Source organism: Aliibacillus thermotolerans, assembly GCF_027853235.1.
Taxonomy (GTDB): Bacteria; Bacillota; Bacilli; order Bacillales; family Marinococcaceae; genus Aliibacillus; species Aliibacillus thermotolerans.
Genome location: NZ_WKJG01000050.1, coordinates 13288 through 29357, shown reverse-complemented (window position 1 = coordinate 29357; position 16070 = coordinate 13288). Strand labels below are relative to the sequence as shown.

Here is a 16070-nt window from a genome sequence, read left to right as displayed (position 1 = left end):
ATGATGGTCGTTGGACAAAAAAACATCGAAAAGCAATTTATCATAGTCGCATACGGGCAACAGAAGAACTTATTAACGAAAAGCCGAAATTACTGTTAAACGCAAGTGCTATTGGTGTATATCCCCCTTCATCGACTGTTATCTATGATGAACATTCCATCGCACAATCTAGGTTGGGACTAGATATTTCAGTCATGCATGTAAGTATGTCTACTTATGGACTGACAAATCGAATAATTTTGTTTGTTATATTCAAATTGTATTTTAGAAATTGGACCAAAAAAACTTTACAGGCTGGGACAACATTGTTCGTGTTTTAATTGCAACGATTTAGTTTTGTCCCAGCCTTTTCATTCTATTTAAAAAATCCTGTGAAAAATAAAAGATCTAATGCTAATGATATGCTTACATAACAACACGAGATTTTTAATAGTGAGGATTGTATCAACTCGCAATTTTTAACGTATTTTCATTTTTTATTTAATCTGTTTCTCCTTGATTAAACATGTACAGATGATTTTTGTCCTTCTTTTACCCAAGAGGCAATTGTGACAGTGCGTCTTGCTTGATGTTTTACTGCTTCTTCCACGTCCTCTTGCATATTGCCATCTTGGTCAATGGTCACACTTACTCCGTATGGATTCCCCCCAGAAGAAAATTGCACAGAATCCGTGTAGCCCGGTGCTGCGATAATGGCACCCCAGTGCATCATAGACGTATAGAAATTCAGAAGTGTTGCTTCGTGACCCCCATGCGGGTTGTTAGCGGAAGACATGGCACTGACGACTTTATTTGCGAGTTTCCCGCTTGCCCATAACCCTCCTGTTGTATCAAGGAATTGTTTCATTTGAGAAGGAACGTTGCCAAAACGTGTTGGCATGCTAAATATGATGGCATCTGCCCACTCTAAATCTTCCAATTGTACTTCAGGCACATCTCTTGTCGCTTCTACGTGTTCTTTCCATGCTGGGTTAGAGGCAATCGCTTCCTCTGGAGCAAGTTCAGGAACTTTGAGTACCTTCACTTCTGCCCCTTCTGCTTCTGCTGCTTCTTCCGCCCATTGTGCCATTTCATAGTTCGTTCCTGTAGAACTGTAATAAATCACTGCTAAGTTTACTTTTGCCATGATGATCTCCCTTTCTTTAGGATTGATGTTTATTTTTTAAGGAATGGAAGAAAATTATTCATCCATCTCGCCGAAAGAAAAGTATGTATTATTTAATTACTTTTCGTAAGTAAGTTTAAAATAATAATTAACTTATGTCAATATCAATGATGACAAATAAATACCAGCTTGAAAATGAATATTCAAGCTGGTTTTTTTATCATTAATTTTTGTTTACAGAAGCATCGTAAATAGAACGGACAGAGTCTTCTAATGTTTGATTGAATTCTTCGTCTGATTGGTTCACATTTAATCCCTCTGTAAGCGCACGGGAGAAGCTCGCGATGATTCCGTCATTTTCTTTTAATTTTTTGTTTGCCTCTTCACGAGAATATCCTCCTGAAAGCGCAACAACCCGAATGACTCGTGGATGGTCGACCAATTCTTTATAGAAATTTGCTTTCGTCGGGATCGTCAATTTCAACATGACATTTTGATCGTCAGACAAAGCGTTCAAATGGTTAAGTATTTCTTCTTTCATTATGTCTTCACATTTTGCTTTTTCTTCACTATGGATGTTTACTTCTGGCTCAATAATTGGAACTAATCCTGCAGCAAGAATTTGTTTTCCGATTTCAAACTGTTGGTCAACAATTGCTTTAATGCTGTCTTTATTTGCTTCATGAATGACAGAGCGCATTTTTGTACCGAACATATTTCGTTCGTTCGCGCGACGGAGTGTTTCCTCTAAATCATCGATTGGTTTCATTAATTGAACGCCGTTTTCTTCTTCAGCTAACCCTTTATCTACTTTCAAAAATGGAACGATGCCTTTATCCGCTAAGTAATCACCAGTATATTTTCCTTCCACTTTACGATCCATTGTTTGTTCAAACAAAATCGCACCGAGAATATGATCAGATTGGAAAGCTGGTGATGTGACAATTCTCGTTCTCATTTCATGAACTAAATCAAACATTTCTGCTTCTGTTTTATATGCGTCTTTAGGAATGCCATACGCAGCTAACGCTTTTGGTGTACTTCCACCACTTTGGTCCAGTGCTGCAATAAATCCATTTCCATGTTTCATTCTTTCTAATTGTTGATTGTTCATAACGCTCACCTTCTTTTTATTATTATCTCATTGAACCCATTACCAATTGTAATAGTGTTCGCTCATTATTTCCAATAAATCTGTCATTTTCAAGCGAAAACTTTGTGACAGTGCCTTCATAAATCTTTTTTTTATTCCTAACATGAGGTATACTTAACATGAGACAACATAATATAACAATAGACCACCCATGCTGCAACATGGATGGTCCAATAAGTGATAGCCCTTCAAGGGGGCAACTCACATTTGCGTGGCTATAAAAAAATAACCACCCCAAATGCTTGCTAGGCGTTCATTGGGTGGTTATTTTTTTGTGTGTGACAGTATCGCCACAACGAGTGTTGCAAAGGAAATCATCAACACCAGTGCTTCAAATACTGTCATATGATCACCCCCTTTCTAAAAAAGGGGTGAGTCACCACCCATGAAAGCCCTATCACACCAAACATCATATCATAAAAAATGTGCAGTTGATTATTTTCTCTTCTCCTTTCTAGACAAAAACAAAAGTGCTTGCGTGATGAGAGCAAGGATAGGAAGTTCTAACAGTGGCCCAATTACTAATACTACTGCAATAAGCGGTTCATGGGGAAAAGCTGTCATGGCAATGGCTAACGCAGTTGGAGAATTCCTAGCTAATGTTGTGAGAGTAAGACTTGCTCTTTCCTCATAAGCACATTTCATTTTCCATTCAACGATTTGACTAACGAAAAAATTAATGACGAAGAATAACAAGATTGGAATAAGCATGTAGCCGATGAATTCAAGGTTTTCGATTAATATTTGTCCTTGTGAAGCGAACATGAAGACTATCGCAAGAGCGAGAAAAATCATCGGTAAAACGCTGAGCTTTTCGATGATATTGCTCATGCGTTCTTCGTTTTTGACAAAAACTTTAGTCAAAATAGCGAAAGCAAATGGAATGATTAAAACGATAAGTACACTTTCTGCAAAAAACGCCATTCAATGATACCGGTTGTACCGCCAAAAAGAAAGAGATACACCGGTAAAAGAATGACTTGTAATAACAGATTTATTGGCAAAATTGCCGTAGCTAAGGCGGTATTTCCTTTTGTTAATCCAGTGAAAATCAAATACCAATCGGTACAAGGGGTAACCATCAACATCAAAAAAACGATATATAAAGCAGGATACTCGTTTAAAAATAATAATGCGAGTATCCATGCAAAAATCGGGGTCCAAACAAAATTGATTACAATAGATAAAAATGTAAAACGCACATTTTTAAACGCTTTTTTTACAACATTTATTGGTATTTGTAAAAAAGTGATATAAAGCATAGCGATAAGTAAAGGCATGATGAACATTTCAGCATGGTTTGCAATCATTTCGAATTGACCAATACTTATCCAATGAGTACAGCTAAAAAAATAAGCAACGAATACAATTTCTCAATGGTTTTCACGATAAATGTCCACCTCATTTATTTTTCCACCTTAATTACATTTTCTACTTTTAACGTGTGAATGTCCTCTTCCGACAAACCAAGTGTTGTGAGGACTTCTTCTGTATGCTCCCCTTGCTTTGGTGCTACTTCCTTAATAGCGCCGGGTGTTTCTGACAAGTGAATGGACGGGGAAATATATCTTTTTCCGTGAACCGTTTTGATGATTTCACGGGCATTCAATTGTGGATCCTTTACCATTTCATCTAACGTATGGACAGGGGTCACACAAGCCTCTTTTCCAGCAAATATATTTGTCCATTCTACCAGCGTTTTTTGAGAAATAATGTTTTGTATTTCTGTTTTGAGACGATGTTGTTCTTGTAAAGGTGCATTTAAAAGTGGAATAAATGATTCTTTCCCAATCGTTTCACAAAAAGTCTTCCAAAACTTTTCCTCTAATGCACCTACTGCTAAATAACGTCCATCTTTTGTTTCATACACTTCATAGCAAGCTTTTGCTCCGGATAAAACAAGTTTTCCTGGTTGGGGTTCTTTTTTTGTTTGTAAATAATCTGGTAAAAATGAAGACATCCAGCTCATGATGTTGTCTAACATAGAAATATCAATAAATTGGCCTTTTCCTGATTGCTCTTTCTCTAGGAGCGCCATCAAAATACCGATGGTTGCGGGTAATGCTCCTCCTCCAATATCGGCAATTTGTACTGGAGGAGGAGCAGGCTTTTGATGTTCTCGAGCAAAATAATAGAGAAGACCTGCGAGGCTTAAATAATTAATATCGTGCCCCGGGTCATTCATATAAGGGCCGGTTTGGCCAAAACCGGTAATCGCACAGTAAATGAGAGAAGGATTCACAGTTTTTAACGTGTCATAACCTAATTCTAATCTTTCCATGACACCTGGTCGAAAAGATTCAACGACTACATCTGCTTCTTTTACGAGTTCTTTAAATATTTCTTTGCCTTTTTTCGCTTTTAAATCGATACTTACGCTTTTTTTATTTCTATTTAATGCTTCATAAAACGGACTTTGTTCTTCTTGATTATCCATTTCCCAATGCCTCGTATAATCTCCTACATTCGTATCTTCCACTTTAATCACTTCCGCACCGAAATCCGCGAGAATCATTGTACAGTAAGGTCCGGGGAGAAGGCGGGTTAAGTCAAGTACACGATAATTTCTAAGTGGCATATGTATCATCCTTTCACAAGTACAAGATTCGACATTGTCTCATCCATTCCTTGTAAAAAATAAAAAAACCCCTTTAAAAAGGGGTTCCAGTTGAGAGGCAGAAATCGTTCTGTAAGCCATGTTCTGTTCCGTTGTGCTAGATAGCGGCTATTCACCTCGCACTCGGGAAGTGATCATCTATCTGTAGAGAATGACTCTCTACCCTTTCCTGCCGTTGAATTCCGTCGGAAAGGCGCCCCTACCATGATTTGGGTTTCTCGCTCGAGGGGTTTACCGCGTTCCACTCCATTTGTTTCCAAATGGACTACGTCACTGTGGCACTTTTCAAGGTACTAAAACCATATTGTCTCAAGACAACGTAGGTTTTTTCCCCGCCGTCAGTTTCACTTACGTAAAACTGCCCTGATTTATTGTTTCATCAGGCACGAACACTACAGTCATCTCAGACTGTGCGAGCATGGACTTTCCTCTACGTACGAGACGTAGCGATCACTCGAACGATTTTCTGCATCCTATTGTTGAGCCGACCAACATTATACCTTTTTTTAAAAAAAATCGCAAGTCCTATTATTTTCCAAAAGGTGAATGACGTTTATTTATTAACACTTTGATGGTGCTTACAATCGCTGTTTCTCCATTTTGTTTCACCACTTGTTGTTTCACGGTAAGTAATCCAGCATTCTCCATTTTTTCTTCTATCTTTTCTACGGTCATTTCAACATGAATGGTATCTCCTACGTATACAGGTTGAATGAAGCGTAAATGATCGATTCCGTAAAAAGCATAAGCTTTTCCAGAACCGAAAACATTTCGCCCGGAAGCGATGGATAAAACAAGTAAACCATGGGCAATACGCTTACCAAACGGTCCTTGTTTTGCATATTCTTGATCAATGTGTAAACTATTCCAATCGCCACTAAATCCGGCAAACTGAATGATATCTGCTTCGGTGATTGTTCTTGCGTCTGATGTCCATCTTTCATTCACTTCGTAATCTTCAAAAAACTTATGGAACATATCTTCCTCCTTGATACGCTTAGCGATGGTTTTTTTGAATCGCTCTTTTTGAAAGTTGGTCCGCCATACGATTTTGTGATGATGGGATCCATTTGATGAAAAATAAAGGTTGTGAAGAGAGGCGTTCTAATATTTGAGAAAGATAGGGCTTATACAATTCATTTTTCACATATTCTTTCGTAACTGCTTCCTCTACTAATTGAGAATCGGTATGAATAAATACCATTTCCCATTTCCTTTCTTCACAAATATACAACGCTTCGAGTAATGCTTGAAATTCCGCTTCATGGTTCGTTAATGTGCCTAATGGAATAGCGTGATGTTCTTCTATATTATGTTCTTTGGAGTGAATATAAATGCCAGCACCCGCGGGACCCGGACTTCCGGCGCTGGCTCCATCAATAAACACTTTCATCCGTATCTTCCTTCTTAATCATACAATTTCTTCCCAAATACTTCTTTTTCTAAATTGGATAACCTTTTCAAAATATCGTAATTAGTAGCACCGGTAGCCGGTTTTTCAAATCGCGTCGTTTGGTCAGGATCATGTAAAGAAGTTGGAGAGGTTTTGTTTTGTTGTTTCACTTCCAATATTTTTTCTTCTAATTCTTTAATTCGTTCTTCGAATCTTTCATAATCTTGGATAATGATATCAAGAAACTGATCGACTTCATCTTTGTTGTATCCTTTAATACTTGTCTTAAACTCTTTATCTAAAATTTCTTTTGCGCTTAATTGAATGTTTTCCATATCATTCACCTCAACGGTTCTATTTCCTCACCTTTTCTTTATTTTTTCAGATGAATGGGGAAAAGTCAATTTACAAATGTGTTATCTTTCCTCATCAAATTCTTCTGTTTCAGATAGCTCATACACTGCATCTTGTAAATCATCTGGGGAAATGAGATATATCGGATAACCATCTTTTTCATGTCTATTTTCTGCGACTTGTAAATAATAGTCAGGGCTTCCTTGTTGATCTTCACTATATAAAAGAAGGATGCCGTCGGTTTTAGCAATGATAAATTCATTTTTTACTTTTAATTGCAAAGGACTTTCATATGACCGATTGGATATCGGTGCTGTGAAGTCTGCACGTTCCAATATCCGAATGTAGCGAGTTTGGGCTTCTTCTTGCCAAATAGATTCCTGATAAAGAAAAGGAGGTAAAACCGCTAACTGAAGTGGATATCCTTCATCTTGTAATTGAAAAACCACTTCAGCGCTCCACTGTTCTACCCCTCGTTGTCCAGAGATAACGACCCATTCTAACCCTTGATCCATCAATGATAGGAGGCGCTTTTTGATCGCGTATTGAATGAAATAAATTTCTTTTGCGTCTTCTTTATAAATCGCCAACTCGTGGGGTTTATATCCTGAGATTGCTAATACACGCACCTTCTATTCCCTACTTTCTCTTAAATCTAGAATGAAAGCCGACAGGATGGATTCCTGTCGGTAATCTCTTACTATATTAACAAAATGGGCGTCTTGGACAAGGTCTTCTACGAGGTCTTTGTGCTGGACCAAAATGTTGATGATACACTTCATTTACTTGGGATTCTGTGTGCGGGAAAGAATGATAATGTTTATATAAATGTTTGTTGACGGTAGTAGTGTGAACAGGATGAATTTCCGGCACAATATATTCATAGTGCTTGTATTGGGTTTGATGCATCGTCGGATGAGTGACTGGTGCCATCATTTTAGGATGTCTACCACAATGATGATGTCTTCTACAACGCATAAAAAATAACCTCCTTTATCAATCGATACAATGTAGACTATGCATTGGTCCACTATTTAGAGTGGGGAGACACCTATCATCGTCTTAATTAACGAAGGCAACCGTTACTGTCCGATCTTGTCATATTTTTGACCATTTTGCGCTTGCCCGGGAAATGTCTTATTATAATGTATTTCCCGGCTCTATCAGGAGCATGTGATGAAATTTTCCTTTGCTTGAAGCAGCATTGTACTAACACAGGAATCAAATTTTGCAAAAAAAATACAATAACGGGCATTTCCGTTATTGTGAAGTACTTCATTTCCCAGGTTATAGGATGGGATGGGTTTATCTCGTCATATGGTACTCGTTAATCATTTGTAGAATGGTTTTTTCCTCTTTTACTGGTGTAAAACGGCGCTCATTTGATTTTTTCTCTGGTTGTTTCACGGTAATCCACTCCTTTAAAATCAATGTCTTTCTGATGTTATGTAATATATTACTCTATTGTTATACTACAGTCAACAGTTTTTTGAAAATTTTATATAACAAAATTGTGACATTAAAAAACGGGATAGATTTCATCATCTACCCCGTTTGTCTTTTTTATGGAAGGATTAATTTATCGATTTCATCCACTAATTGATCGATATTCGGTTTGCTTACTTGTGTGTCCGCCCCAACTTTGACTCCCTTATGAAAAAGATCTTCCGTGATTAAAGAAGAAAAAATAACGACTGGAAGATGTTGCAGTTGCGGACTTTCTTTTATTTTTAAAGTGAGGTGATGGCCATCCATTTGTGGCATTTCTAAGTCAGTAATGACGAGATCTGGCAGTTCTTTATTATTTTCTACAAGTGATGTTAAATAAAGCCATGCTTCATTCCCGTCTTGAAGCACTGTGGTGCTCACATAGCCAGCTTTATGTAACGTATCTTCTAGCATCTTTCTTAAGACCGGAGAATCTTCTACGATAATGAGTGCTTTATTTGCTCGCTCGCTATCTGTCCTCTCTTCTACTTGAGATGTTTGAACACCGGATTCAGGAGAAATATCCATTACAATTTTCTCAAAATCTAGTAAGAGCGCCATTTCATTTTCCATTTTTATAATGCCGATCGTATTCGCTTCGTGTCCTTGATAAAATTTACCCGGTTTTTCGATTTGTTTCCAAGATACACGATGAATACGAGAAACTCCATGGACGTGAAAAGCCACTTTCATTTGGTTTAGTTCACCAATGATAAATTTATCTTGAGACGGATTGTCTGAAGGAGGATAATCCAAAACTTTTGCCATATCAATGACTGGAATGACTTCATTACGAAGACGGATGATCCCTTCCACATGTTCATGGCGATTTGGAGTTTCGGTTAATGGTAATGGTTGAATAATTTCCCTCACTTTTAGTACGTTAATTCCAAATGTTCCCGTCCCGACTTGAAAGATAACTACTTCTAGTTCGTTCGTACCACTTTTCGTAAGGATATTTGTTTGATTTGTTCCCAAGGTATTCCCGTCCCTTCATCCTATTCACTGGATTTCATACTTTTGTCTCTATTTTACCGTAATTTAGTAAAACTTCAATACTTGTTTGTTAGAGCCGTTGGAAGTTATAAATATACTTTTATTTCTCCTTCTTTTCGTAACTTTTCTACGAGTTCTTGCCTTTTTTCAAAGCGGAGTTGTTGTAAAATTTGTTGTTCTAGTTGAGGTTGTAACTCTTCATAAGAGGGCATATTTTCTTCGTTTTCACCTTGCATCTCATTTAATTCCTCATACAGTTCCCTTGTTTGTTCTTCGCTTACTTCCACGTTTTTTAATTCATCTTCCATCAACTGATTAATCATGATTTGAATTTTGATATCTTGTTCCAGTTCTTCTTTTGTAAAATTTTCCTCTTGTAAAGCTGCTTGAAACGCTTCTTCTGATTCATATTGTTGTTTAAAAGATTGTAATTGCTGATGTATTACTTCTTCTTCCACGGTGATATTTCTTGATTTTGCTTCCTGTAATAATAATTGTTGTTGAATTAATAGCTCTAACGTGTCATCTTGAATTTGTTGCCGTAATGCTTCTTCGTCATTTTTTTCCTCTTCTTCTTGATAGGTTTGTTGTTCGACTGTTCTCTTTAACGTAGGTACATAATACATCGCAAAGAAATCTTTTGTAATATCTTCTCCATTAACAGTAGCGACAACATCAGGAATATCTTCCAATTGAGGTTCTACTTCTCCTACTTGTCCAATCGCTTCGGAATCCTCTACATTCGGTTCATCGTCATCGTTACATCCAACAGATATAAGAAGCAATAAACTCATCAGTCCCGTGAACCATGCATTCTTTTTCAAAGTGACATTCCCCTTCCGTCATATCAAAACTGATGATGAAAAAGAAAAGGCCTGCCAATCGAACGAGGCAGACCTCCTTTACTTTCATCGTTTAACAGTTACTTCCCGATCCACCAATCATGACAAGACCCGGTTTTCCGTCAATACCTGTCTCCATATCCAATGTCACATTTTCCACGTATGGAAGAATCTGTTTTTCAATGGAAACACTAATTCCATTGATTTTTTGTGTAACGTCTTCTTCTGTTGGCTCCTCCAGAGCCAAACCAATGCGTGGACCTCCTCATCCCATACCGGAGAAAACAACACGTATGGTATCAATATTTTCTTCATCCATTACACTTTGAATAAGTTCTTTCGCTTGATCAGTAATTTGCATAAGATCTTCTCCTTTCCCTATCTTTTATTGTAGTGGATTGCCACTGTTTTGGAAAGAACGTTGCTTATATTTATTGTTCCAAAACCGGCGAAAGTTCTCTCCTGCAACTCCTTTCACAATTTCTTCATCAAAGCGCAACAGCAACCAATCTAATATGCGGGGGAAATCTCGAGGAGAAGCAAAAGAATGGACCGTTTCATCAATCCCATCCCAATCCGTCCCGAAACCAAGAATAGATATCACACCAAGTTCACCGGCATATTCAATTTGTCTTGCGATATCAGAATAAAAAGCGTCTTTTGTTCCATTTAAAAAGCGTGGATAACAAGTAAGCCCAACAAAGCTATTTTTTTCAACAAGTGCAAGCAATTGGGCGTCCGAAAGATTACGTGGATGAGAATAAATTCCTTTTATATTGGCATGGCTAACAAGAAAATGATCCGCAAGATGAATGGCATCCCAAAAGCTTTCTTCGTTTAAATGAGCACCATCTAAAGAAAACCCATGGTCATTTAACCATCTAATCATCTTTTTGCCTGCTGAAGTAATTCCACCTTTGTTATAATCGGTGCCGGAAGCAAACTGATTTCTTTCATTCCAAGTTAAACTTACCATCTCAACGCCGGCATGAAGAAGCATATCAAGGGAGTCGAACTCAAACATACTCATACCTTCTAGAGAAAGAATAGCATGCGTCTTGCTACTTTGAGAAGATAATGGCGCGAACGGTTCGTGCCGCAAGATCGCAGAATCATTTACGAGCGTGTGAAATGCATGTATTTGAGCGGCAATCTGACGTTTTTCCTGTTCTTTCTTCCCATTTGGTATGGTGAATAGCGCAAATGTCTGTACATTGATTTTCCCTTGTTGAAGACTATTGATATTAACAACAGGATGTTTCTTTTGGGCTAATTTCCATAAAGCATCACAGTGAGCATCTGCGATATACAATATTTTTCCCTACTTTCTGAAAAATAATCTTCATTCATCATACGAAGGAAGGATGTCATTCATTACAAATGAGTAAGAACCTTTTCTATTTGTTCAACCGCTTGTTGTAATAATGCTGATTCATTTTGCGTGAATGTTTCATCTTCATATCTCCCAATGTAGGCCCTCGCTTGAGCAACTAGATCATCCAGACATCTTTGCAGTTCTTTTTCAACGTAAGAGACATAGGTCTTTTCCAACAATTGATGGAAATCATCAACATATCGGTCTCCAAATGGGCGTAAATACGCTTCTAATTGGTCTTTAAACGTTTCTTTTTTATTTTCAACAAAGAAATCTGTATACGAATTGTATTGAGATAAGAAAGGAATATCGCGACTACGAAGCGGCACTGATTCTTGTATAACGACCTCTGGAAAAGGGGACAACTCATGTGTAATAAAAGCAGGTCGGATTTGTTCGGGTAAAACATTGAACAGATCCCGTTGAATCTCTTTCCATTCCAACTGAATAAAATATTCGATGCGAATAACTGTTGCCCGAATTTCTTCAGTGAGATGATGAAAAACAAATTGAATCATGTTGTTTGTCGCTCGCTCTAGCCGTGCCTGAAATTGATCTTTATCAAAGTGAACGATGGTAAATAATTCTTTAAATTCATCGAAATATCGGTAGAAAACGCGCTGTTTTACATAAAAAAGTAATTCTTCCAACTCTGTTCGTATTCTGTCTACATCTTCTTCTTTTTGGTATTGTTTCACTTTCTTAATGAATTGTTCCACAGCAAGTACGGATTGCTTGATTTCTGTTTTTCGTTCCTCTTCTTCTAATTGAAAAGCACGTTGTCGCTCCGTTAACGATTGATAAATTCTTTTTACTTCTGCCTGAAGTTCTTCCATGACAACTTTTTCAAGAGATTGTTCATGAAAATTCCGAAACGATTGCAAAAATCCTTTGAAGCCGGACTTGGATAGTTCCCTTTCTTCCAGTGCCATCTTACTAGATACAGGAAGTACCCGAGGAGATTGTATACCAAAATAAGTCAGTTCTTTCTTGACATACTGTAACACTTCAGAAACTTCCTCATTTGATTTTGCTAAATCTGCCGCATTCACCAGAAAAAACATTTTGTCATATGAAAAAAAATCTTGAATTCGACCAAGCTGCATAAGAAACTCCCGGTCGTCTTTTGAAAAAGAATGATTATAATAACTAATGAAAAGAATAGCATCTGCTTGTTTCATTTCGTGAAAAGCTACTTCACTATGACGACGATAAATGGAACCAACACCCGGAGTGTCTGTGAGCTCATATCCTTGTTTCGTAAAATCACATGCGAAATAGATCGTTGCATCTTTCATTAACATCGCTTGCGCTTCATTCATTGCAAGTGTTTGATACGTGTGTAAAGACATCGTTTGAGCGGTATTTGACGGTGCGTACGTTTGATAAGAATCGTAATAATCATGAAGGCGAGCCAGCTCTTCCTCATATAATAAATCAAGTGGATGATATCGTTGTTCATCTTCTTTTTTGTCCTTTTTCTTCTTTTGTTTTTCTTTTTTCCACTCTTCTCTCTCTTGTACCATCCGTGGCCAATCTTCTAAGCTCGTAAGGGATGTACTTGCAGAGCGCAAAATATCATTCATATCCGAAACAATGTCTGCTTCGGTTTTATACGTGATGACCACTGTTTTATGTGGATAGGCTTCCGTCGGATATTTAATATATTGTACGGTCGCAGTCGTTGGATTAGCGGCAGTTGGTAAAATTTTTTCCCCTAAAAGAGCGTTCGCAATGGATGATTTTCCTGTGCTAAAGGAACCGAACAGAGAAATTCGGTACGTCTTATGTTCGAGACGTATTTTTCTCTTTTGTAAAGATTCCAAGTGATTTGCAAAACTTTTGTGAGGACGAAGAATTTGAACGACACTTTCTGCTGCTGCCAATGTCTTTCTTTTCAACTCTTTAAAATCGTACATTGTTCTTTTTTCGTCCTGATAAAATTCCTGAAGATCCACCTTTGCTCCTCTAGACTGCCTTTGATCATGTAGAAGGGGGATGCGTTGATATTTCCTTGCGACGAGAGGAATAGGCTGTTTGCCTCGTTGAAGAGAAAGATGCGCCTCATCTAACAGTGTTATGATTTTCTGATATGTCTCCTCCCATTCTTTCCAATCTTTTTCTAAGTTCATTAGGGCATTTATTTTTTGTTTCAGTCGTTCCTTTTCTTTCTGTTGAGCATCGATAACGTCTTTTTTTATTTGTTGAAAGAAATATACGACACTTTCTTTATATTTTTTTCTAATCGTATCTGTTAATAAACGACTGTACATGAGGACGTATTCCCTTGTAAAAAGGGCCCCTTTTCGTTCTGATTGTTTTATCATTTTGACATCCACTTCATGGGATATTTTTTGAATCATTTGTTTCATCTTTCGGTGATCCATCGAATAGGAAGAAAGAATGCGGCGAAGTCCTTCGTGTAAATGAATGTTAATGTAATTTCGCACATTTTCATTCACACTTTGTAATAAACGTTCTAACCGTTGTTCCTTTTCAATAGCGGTTTTTTGTTTCGTAAATATCCCTTTCATTCGAAAACGCCTCTGCCTTGATTCTAAATAGTCGTAAATGTGGTTGCGCGTATGATAAGGGGTTAATTTCGCATTTGCGAACACTTTTTCGACTTCTCTTAACATTGCTTTTTCCATTTGAGTAGGCCATGTTGGTAATTGCTCCAATGCTTCTTTTAATTCTTCCAAATGAGTTTGTAATTGCGTATATGTTTGAAGCGTATTCATATACGTTAGCTGTTCTACAGTCGGTGTGATCGTTCGTTCGATGCTTTCTGACATCTCTTTTAACACTCGATACAAACTAAGGGCTGCTGTTTGATAAATTGTTTTTTCAGGATGGATGGAGGAATAAATATCTCCCATTAATTTTTGCCAATCTTTGGAATATGCATCAGGAAAAAGAGCGGAGACAAAATAAATATCTTTTAACAAAATAGAATGCTTGTGAAGACTCGTTTCCAACTTTTGTTGATATAACTCCAGTGACAGTTCTGTGTCGTGATGTTTATCCATTTGATTGACGATAAGAATTGGATACATGTATTGACGATTCAACGCTTTTAAAAACTGAAAATTTTGCTCGGATTCTACTTGTTGATAATCAACGACGTAATAAATAATATCCGCCTCACTAAGACGACTTTCGGCCCGTTGTTGGTGACGCGAATCGGTAGAATCAATTCCCGGAGTGTCAAGCAGTTCAACATCATGAGGTAAATGGTCATGAGGTAACGTCATATAAATTTCATCGGTATGTTCGTTATTTGTAAACAAATTTTCATCCCAATCTTTTTCGGTAAATGTAACAAAAGTTTGATCGTTTCGGTCCTTATAGGAGAAAGTCACCTTCTCTCCTTTTTTAATATGGACCACATTCGCACTTGTTGGAATTGGATGAGATGGTAACATGTCTGTTCCAATTAATTGATTCATGAGAGTGGACTTACCGGCTGAAAAATGGCCGCAAAAAGCAATGGTTCGGCGTTTATTTTTATATTTTTCTTCTATCCGATGGAGGGTTTCCATCACTTCATCGTTTTTCACTTCCTTCGCATAATCACGGGTAGCAGAAAAGAGCGTCTCGATTGTTTCCTTAGTAAAAGTATAACTTTGAAAAAAAGTAAGACACTCTACCGGTGAAAATAAATGATCAGTCACAGAATAAAAACGCATTGTTTCACCTCTTTTTGCAAAAATAAGCATAGATGAGAAAAAGGTCAGACGTCTCTGTCCGACCTAAGCAAAATCATATGGAGTTTCTTGATAAACGTAATAGTTTAACCAATTGGTAAATAATAAATTCGAATGGGCTCGCCATCGTAAAATTGGTACTTCGTTTTCATCGTTATTCGGAAAATAGTTTTCTGGAAGCGCTGTGTTTAAGCCACGCTTTTGATCTCGTTGATATTCTTCCAGTAACGTCTCCCGATCATATTCCCCGTGGCCAGTAACGAAAAACTGTTTGCCGGTTTTATCCGCAATAATATATAAGCCTGCTTCATCCGATTCAGCTAAAATCTCTAATTCCGGTATCTTTTCAATATCTTCCCGTCTCGTTTCCGTATAGCGGGAATGGGGAGCATAAAATACATCATCAAATCCTCTTAACAAGTTGCAGTTTGGTCGATGAATACGATGGGAATAAACCCCAAAAATTTTCTTATCTAAACGATGTTTCGGTACTCCATAATGGTAATAAAGTGCAGCTTGCGCCCCCCAGCAAATGTGCAATGTGGAAGTTACATTTGTTTTACTCCACTCTAAAATTTCCGTCAATTCTTCCCAGTAATCCACTTTTTCAAAAGGCATCGTTTCTACCGGTGCACCGGTAATAATCATACCGTCAAACTTTCGATTGCGCACTTCATCGATGGTTTTATAAAACATAGCGAGATGTTCTCGAGAAGTGTTTTTTGACTCATGGGTGTCCATGCGCAGAAAAGATACATCTATTTGAAGGGGAGTATTCCCAAGCATTCGTAATATTTGTGTTTCTGCTTTTTCTTTTAGTGGCATTAAGTTTAAAATTAAGATTTTTAATGGACGAATATCTTGCGTATAAGCACGACTTTCATTCATCACAAAGATATTTTCTTTCGTAAGTATATCTTTGGCTGGTAAATGATCAGGTACTTTAATTGGCATGCTGTCCTTGCTCCTTTATATCCAATTCTATTACAGTCCATCGTATCATAAATATAACGATTGTTAATAAAAAAATGATTTTTATC

The 16070-nt window shown here is 37.4% G+C and carries 15 protein-coding genes, 1 other RNA gene and 1 pseudogene; all 17 read right to left on the bottom strand.

Annotated elements, in window-relative coordinates:
* Window positions 1-499: 499 nt before the first annotated feature.
* Window positions 500-1126, bottom strand: coding sequence for an NAD(P)H:quinone oxidoreductase (gene wrbA, locus GJS40_RS08635; RefSeq protein ID WP_270897472.1), 627 nt, complete (start codon window positions 1124-1126; stop codon window positions 500-502).
* 202 nt (window positions 1127-1328) lie between these two features.
* Window positions 1329-2219 carry a fructose bisphosphate aldolase gene (locus GJS40_RS08630; RefSeq protein ID WP_270897471.1) on the bottom strand — a complete coding sequence of 297 codons (891 nt, stop codon included), beginning with the start codon at window positions 2217-2219 and terminating at the stop codon, window positions 1329-1331.
* 303 nt (window positions 2220-2522) lie between these two features.
* Window positions 2523-2603, bottom strand: coding sequence for a putative holin-like toxin (locus tag GJS40_RS14550; RefSeq protein WP_377901945.1), 81 nt, complete (start codon window positions 2601-2603; stop codon window positions 2523-2525).
* A 90-nt stretch (window positions 2604-2693) separates the two neighbouring features.
* Window positions 2694-3645 (bottom strand): annotated as a pseudogene (locus GJS40_RS08625) (arsenic resistance protein).
* Window positions 3646-3663: 18 nt separating this feature from the next.
* A complete protein-coding gene (locus GJS40_RS08620) occupies window positions 3664-4836 on the bottom strand; it encodes a CaiB/BaiF CoA transferase family protein (protein WP_270897470.1) in 1173 nt (390 codons plus the stop codon).
* A 107-nt stretch (window positions 4837-4943) separates the two neighbouring features.
* An RNA gene (gene rnpB, locus GJS40_RS08615) (RNase P RNA component class B) lies at window positions 4944-5337 on the bottom strand.
* A 66-nt stretch (window positions 5338-5403) separates the two neighbouring features.
* Window positions 5404-5853 (bottom strand): MaoC/PaaZ C-terminal domain-containing protein, encoded by a 450-nt coding sequence (locus GJS40_RS08610; RefSeq protein ID WP_270897469.1) that lies wholly within the window; start codon window positions 5851-5853, stop codon window positions 5404-5406.
* 19 nt (window positions 5854-5872) lie between these two features.
* Window positions 5873-6268, bottom strand: a complete 396-nt coding sequence (locus tag GJS40_RS08605) for a reverse transcriptase-like protein (protein ID WP_270897468.1) — start codon at window positions 6266-6268, stop codon at window positions 5873-5875.
* A gap of 14 nt (window positions 6269-6282) precedes the next feature.
* Window positions 6283-6603, bottom strand: coding sequence for a cell division regulator GpsB (gpsB, locus tag GJS40_RS08600; protein WP_270897467.1), 321 nt, complete (start codon window positions 6601-6603; stop codon window positions 6283-6285).
* An 81-nt stretch (window positions 6604-6684) separates the two neighbouring features.
* The gene (locus GJS40_RS08595; RefSeq protein ID WP_270897466.1) at window positions 6685-7251 is read right to left on the bottom strand and encodes a DUF1273 domain-containing protein; all 567 of its coding nucleotides are present in this window, start codon (window positions 7249-7251) and stop codon (window positions 6685-6687) included.
* Between the two features lie 76 nt (window positions 7252-7327).
* Window positions 7328-7600, bottom strand: a complete 273-nt coding sequence (locus GJS40_RS08590; protein WP_270897465.1) for a CotD family spore coat protein — start codon at window positions 7598-7600, stop codon at window positions 7328-7330.
* Between the two features lie 585 nt (window positions 7601-8185).
* On the bottom strand, window positions 8186-9088 hold the full coding sequence (locus GJS40_RS08585) for a chemotaxis protein (protein WP_270897464.1): 903 nt from the start codon (window positions 9086-9088) through the stop codon (window positions 8186-8188).
* A 104-nt stretch (window positions 9089-9192) separates the two neighbouring features.
* Window positions 9193-9930 (bottom strand): SurA N-terminal domain-containing protein, encoded by a 738-nt coding sequence (locus GJS40_RS08580; RefSeq protein ID WP_270897463.1) that lies wholly within the window; start codon window positions 9928-9930, stop codon window positions 9193-9195.
* Between the two features lie 91 nt (window positions 9931-10021).
* Complete coding sequence (locus GJS40_RS08575; RefSeq protein WP_270897462.1) at window positions 10022-10195, bottom strand: hypothetical protein; 174 nt, start codon at window positions 10193-10195, stop codon at window positions 10022-10024.
* A gap of 138 nt (window positions 10196-10333) precedes the next feature.
* Entirely contained in the window at window positions 10334-11260 is a 927-nt protein-coding gene (locus GJS40_RS08570) for a dipeptidase (RefSeq protein WP_270897461.1), read from the bottom strand.
* A 62-nt stretch (window positions 11261-11322) separates the two neighbouring features.
* The gene (locus tag GJS40_RS08565; protein ID WP_270897460.1) at window positions 11323-15012 is read right to left on the bottom strand and encodes a dynamin family protein; all 3690 of its coding nucleotides are present in this window, start codon (window positions 15010-15012) and stop codon (window positions 11323-11325) included.
* 63 nt (window positions 15013-15075) lie between these two features.
* Window positions 15076-15984 carry a homoserine O-acetyltransferase MetA gene (gene metA, locus GJS40_RS08560; RefSeq protein ID WP_270897459.1) on the bottom strand — a complete coding sequence of 303 codons (909 nt, stop codon included), beginning with the start codon at window positions 15982-15984 and terminating at the stop codon, window positions 15076-15078.
* Window positions 15985-16070 lie beyond the last annotated feature (86 nt).

Bases quoted from the DNA above. Each gene is read 5' to 3' on its own strand.
- metA (WP_270897459.1), bottom strand. From the start codon at position 15,984: ATGCCAATTAAAGTACCTGATCATTTACCAGCCAAAGATATACTTACG.
- GJS40_RS08605 (WP_270897468.1), bottom strand. From the start codon at position 6,268: ATGAAAGTGTTTATTGATGGAGCCAGCGCCGGAAGTCCGGGTCCCGCG.
- wrbA (WP_270897472.1), bottom strand. From the start codon at position 1,126: ATGGCAAAAGTAAACTTAGCAGTGATTTATTACAGTTCTACAGGAACG.
- GJS40_RS14550 (WP_377901945.1), bottom strand. From the start codon at position 2,603: ATGACAGTATTTGAAGCACTGGTGTTGATGATTTCCTTTGCAACACTC.
- GJS40_RS08590 (WP_270897465.1), bottom strand. From the start codon at position 7,600: ATGCGTTGTAGAAGACATCATCATTGTGGTAGACATCCTAAAATGATG.
- GJS40_RS08565 (WP_270897460.1), bottom strand. From the start codon at position 15,012: ATGCGTTTTTATTCTGTGACTGATCATTTATTTTCACCGGTAGAGTGT.
- GJS40_RS08610 (WP_270897469.1), bottom strand. From the start codon at position 5,853: ATGTTCCATAAGTTTTTTGAAGATTACGAAGTGAATGAAAGATGGACA.
- GJS40_RS08630 (WP_270897471.1), bottom strand. From the start codon at position 2,219: ATGAACAATCAACAATTAGAAAGAATGAAACATGGAAATGGATTTATT.
- gpsB (WP_270897467.1), bottom strand. From the start codon at position 6,603: ATGGAAAACATTCAATTAAGCGCAAAAGAAATTTTAGATAAAGAGTTT.
- GJS40_RS08620 (WP_270897470.1), bottom strand. From the start codon at position 4,836: ATGCCACTTAGAAATTATCGTGTACTTGACTTAACCCGCCTTCTCCCC.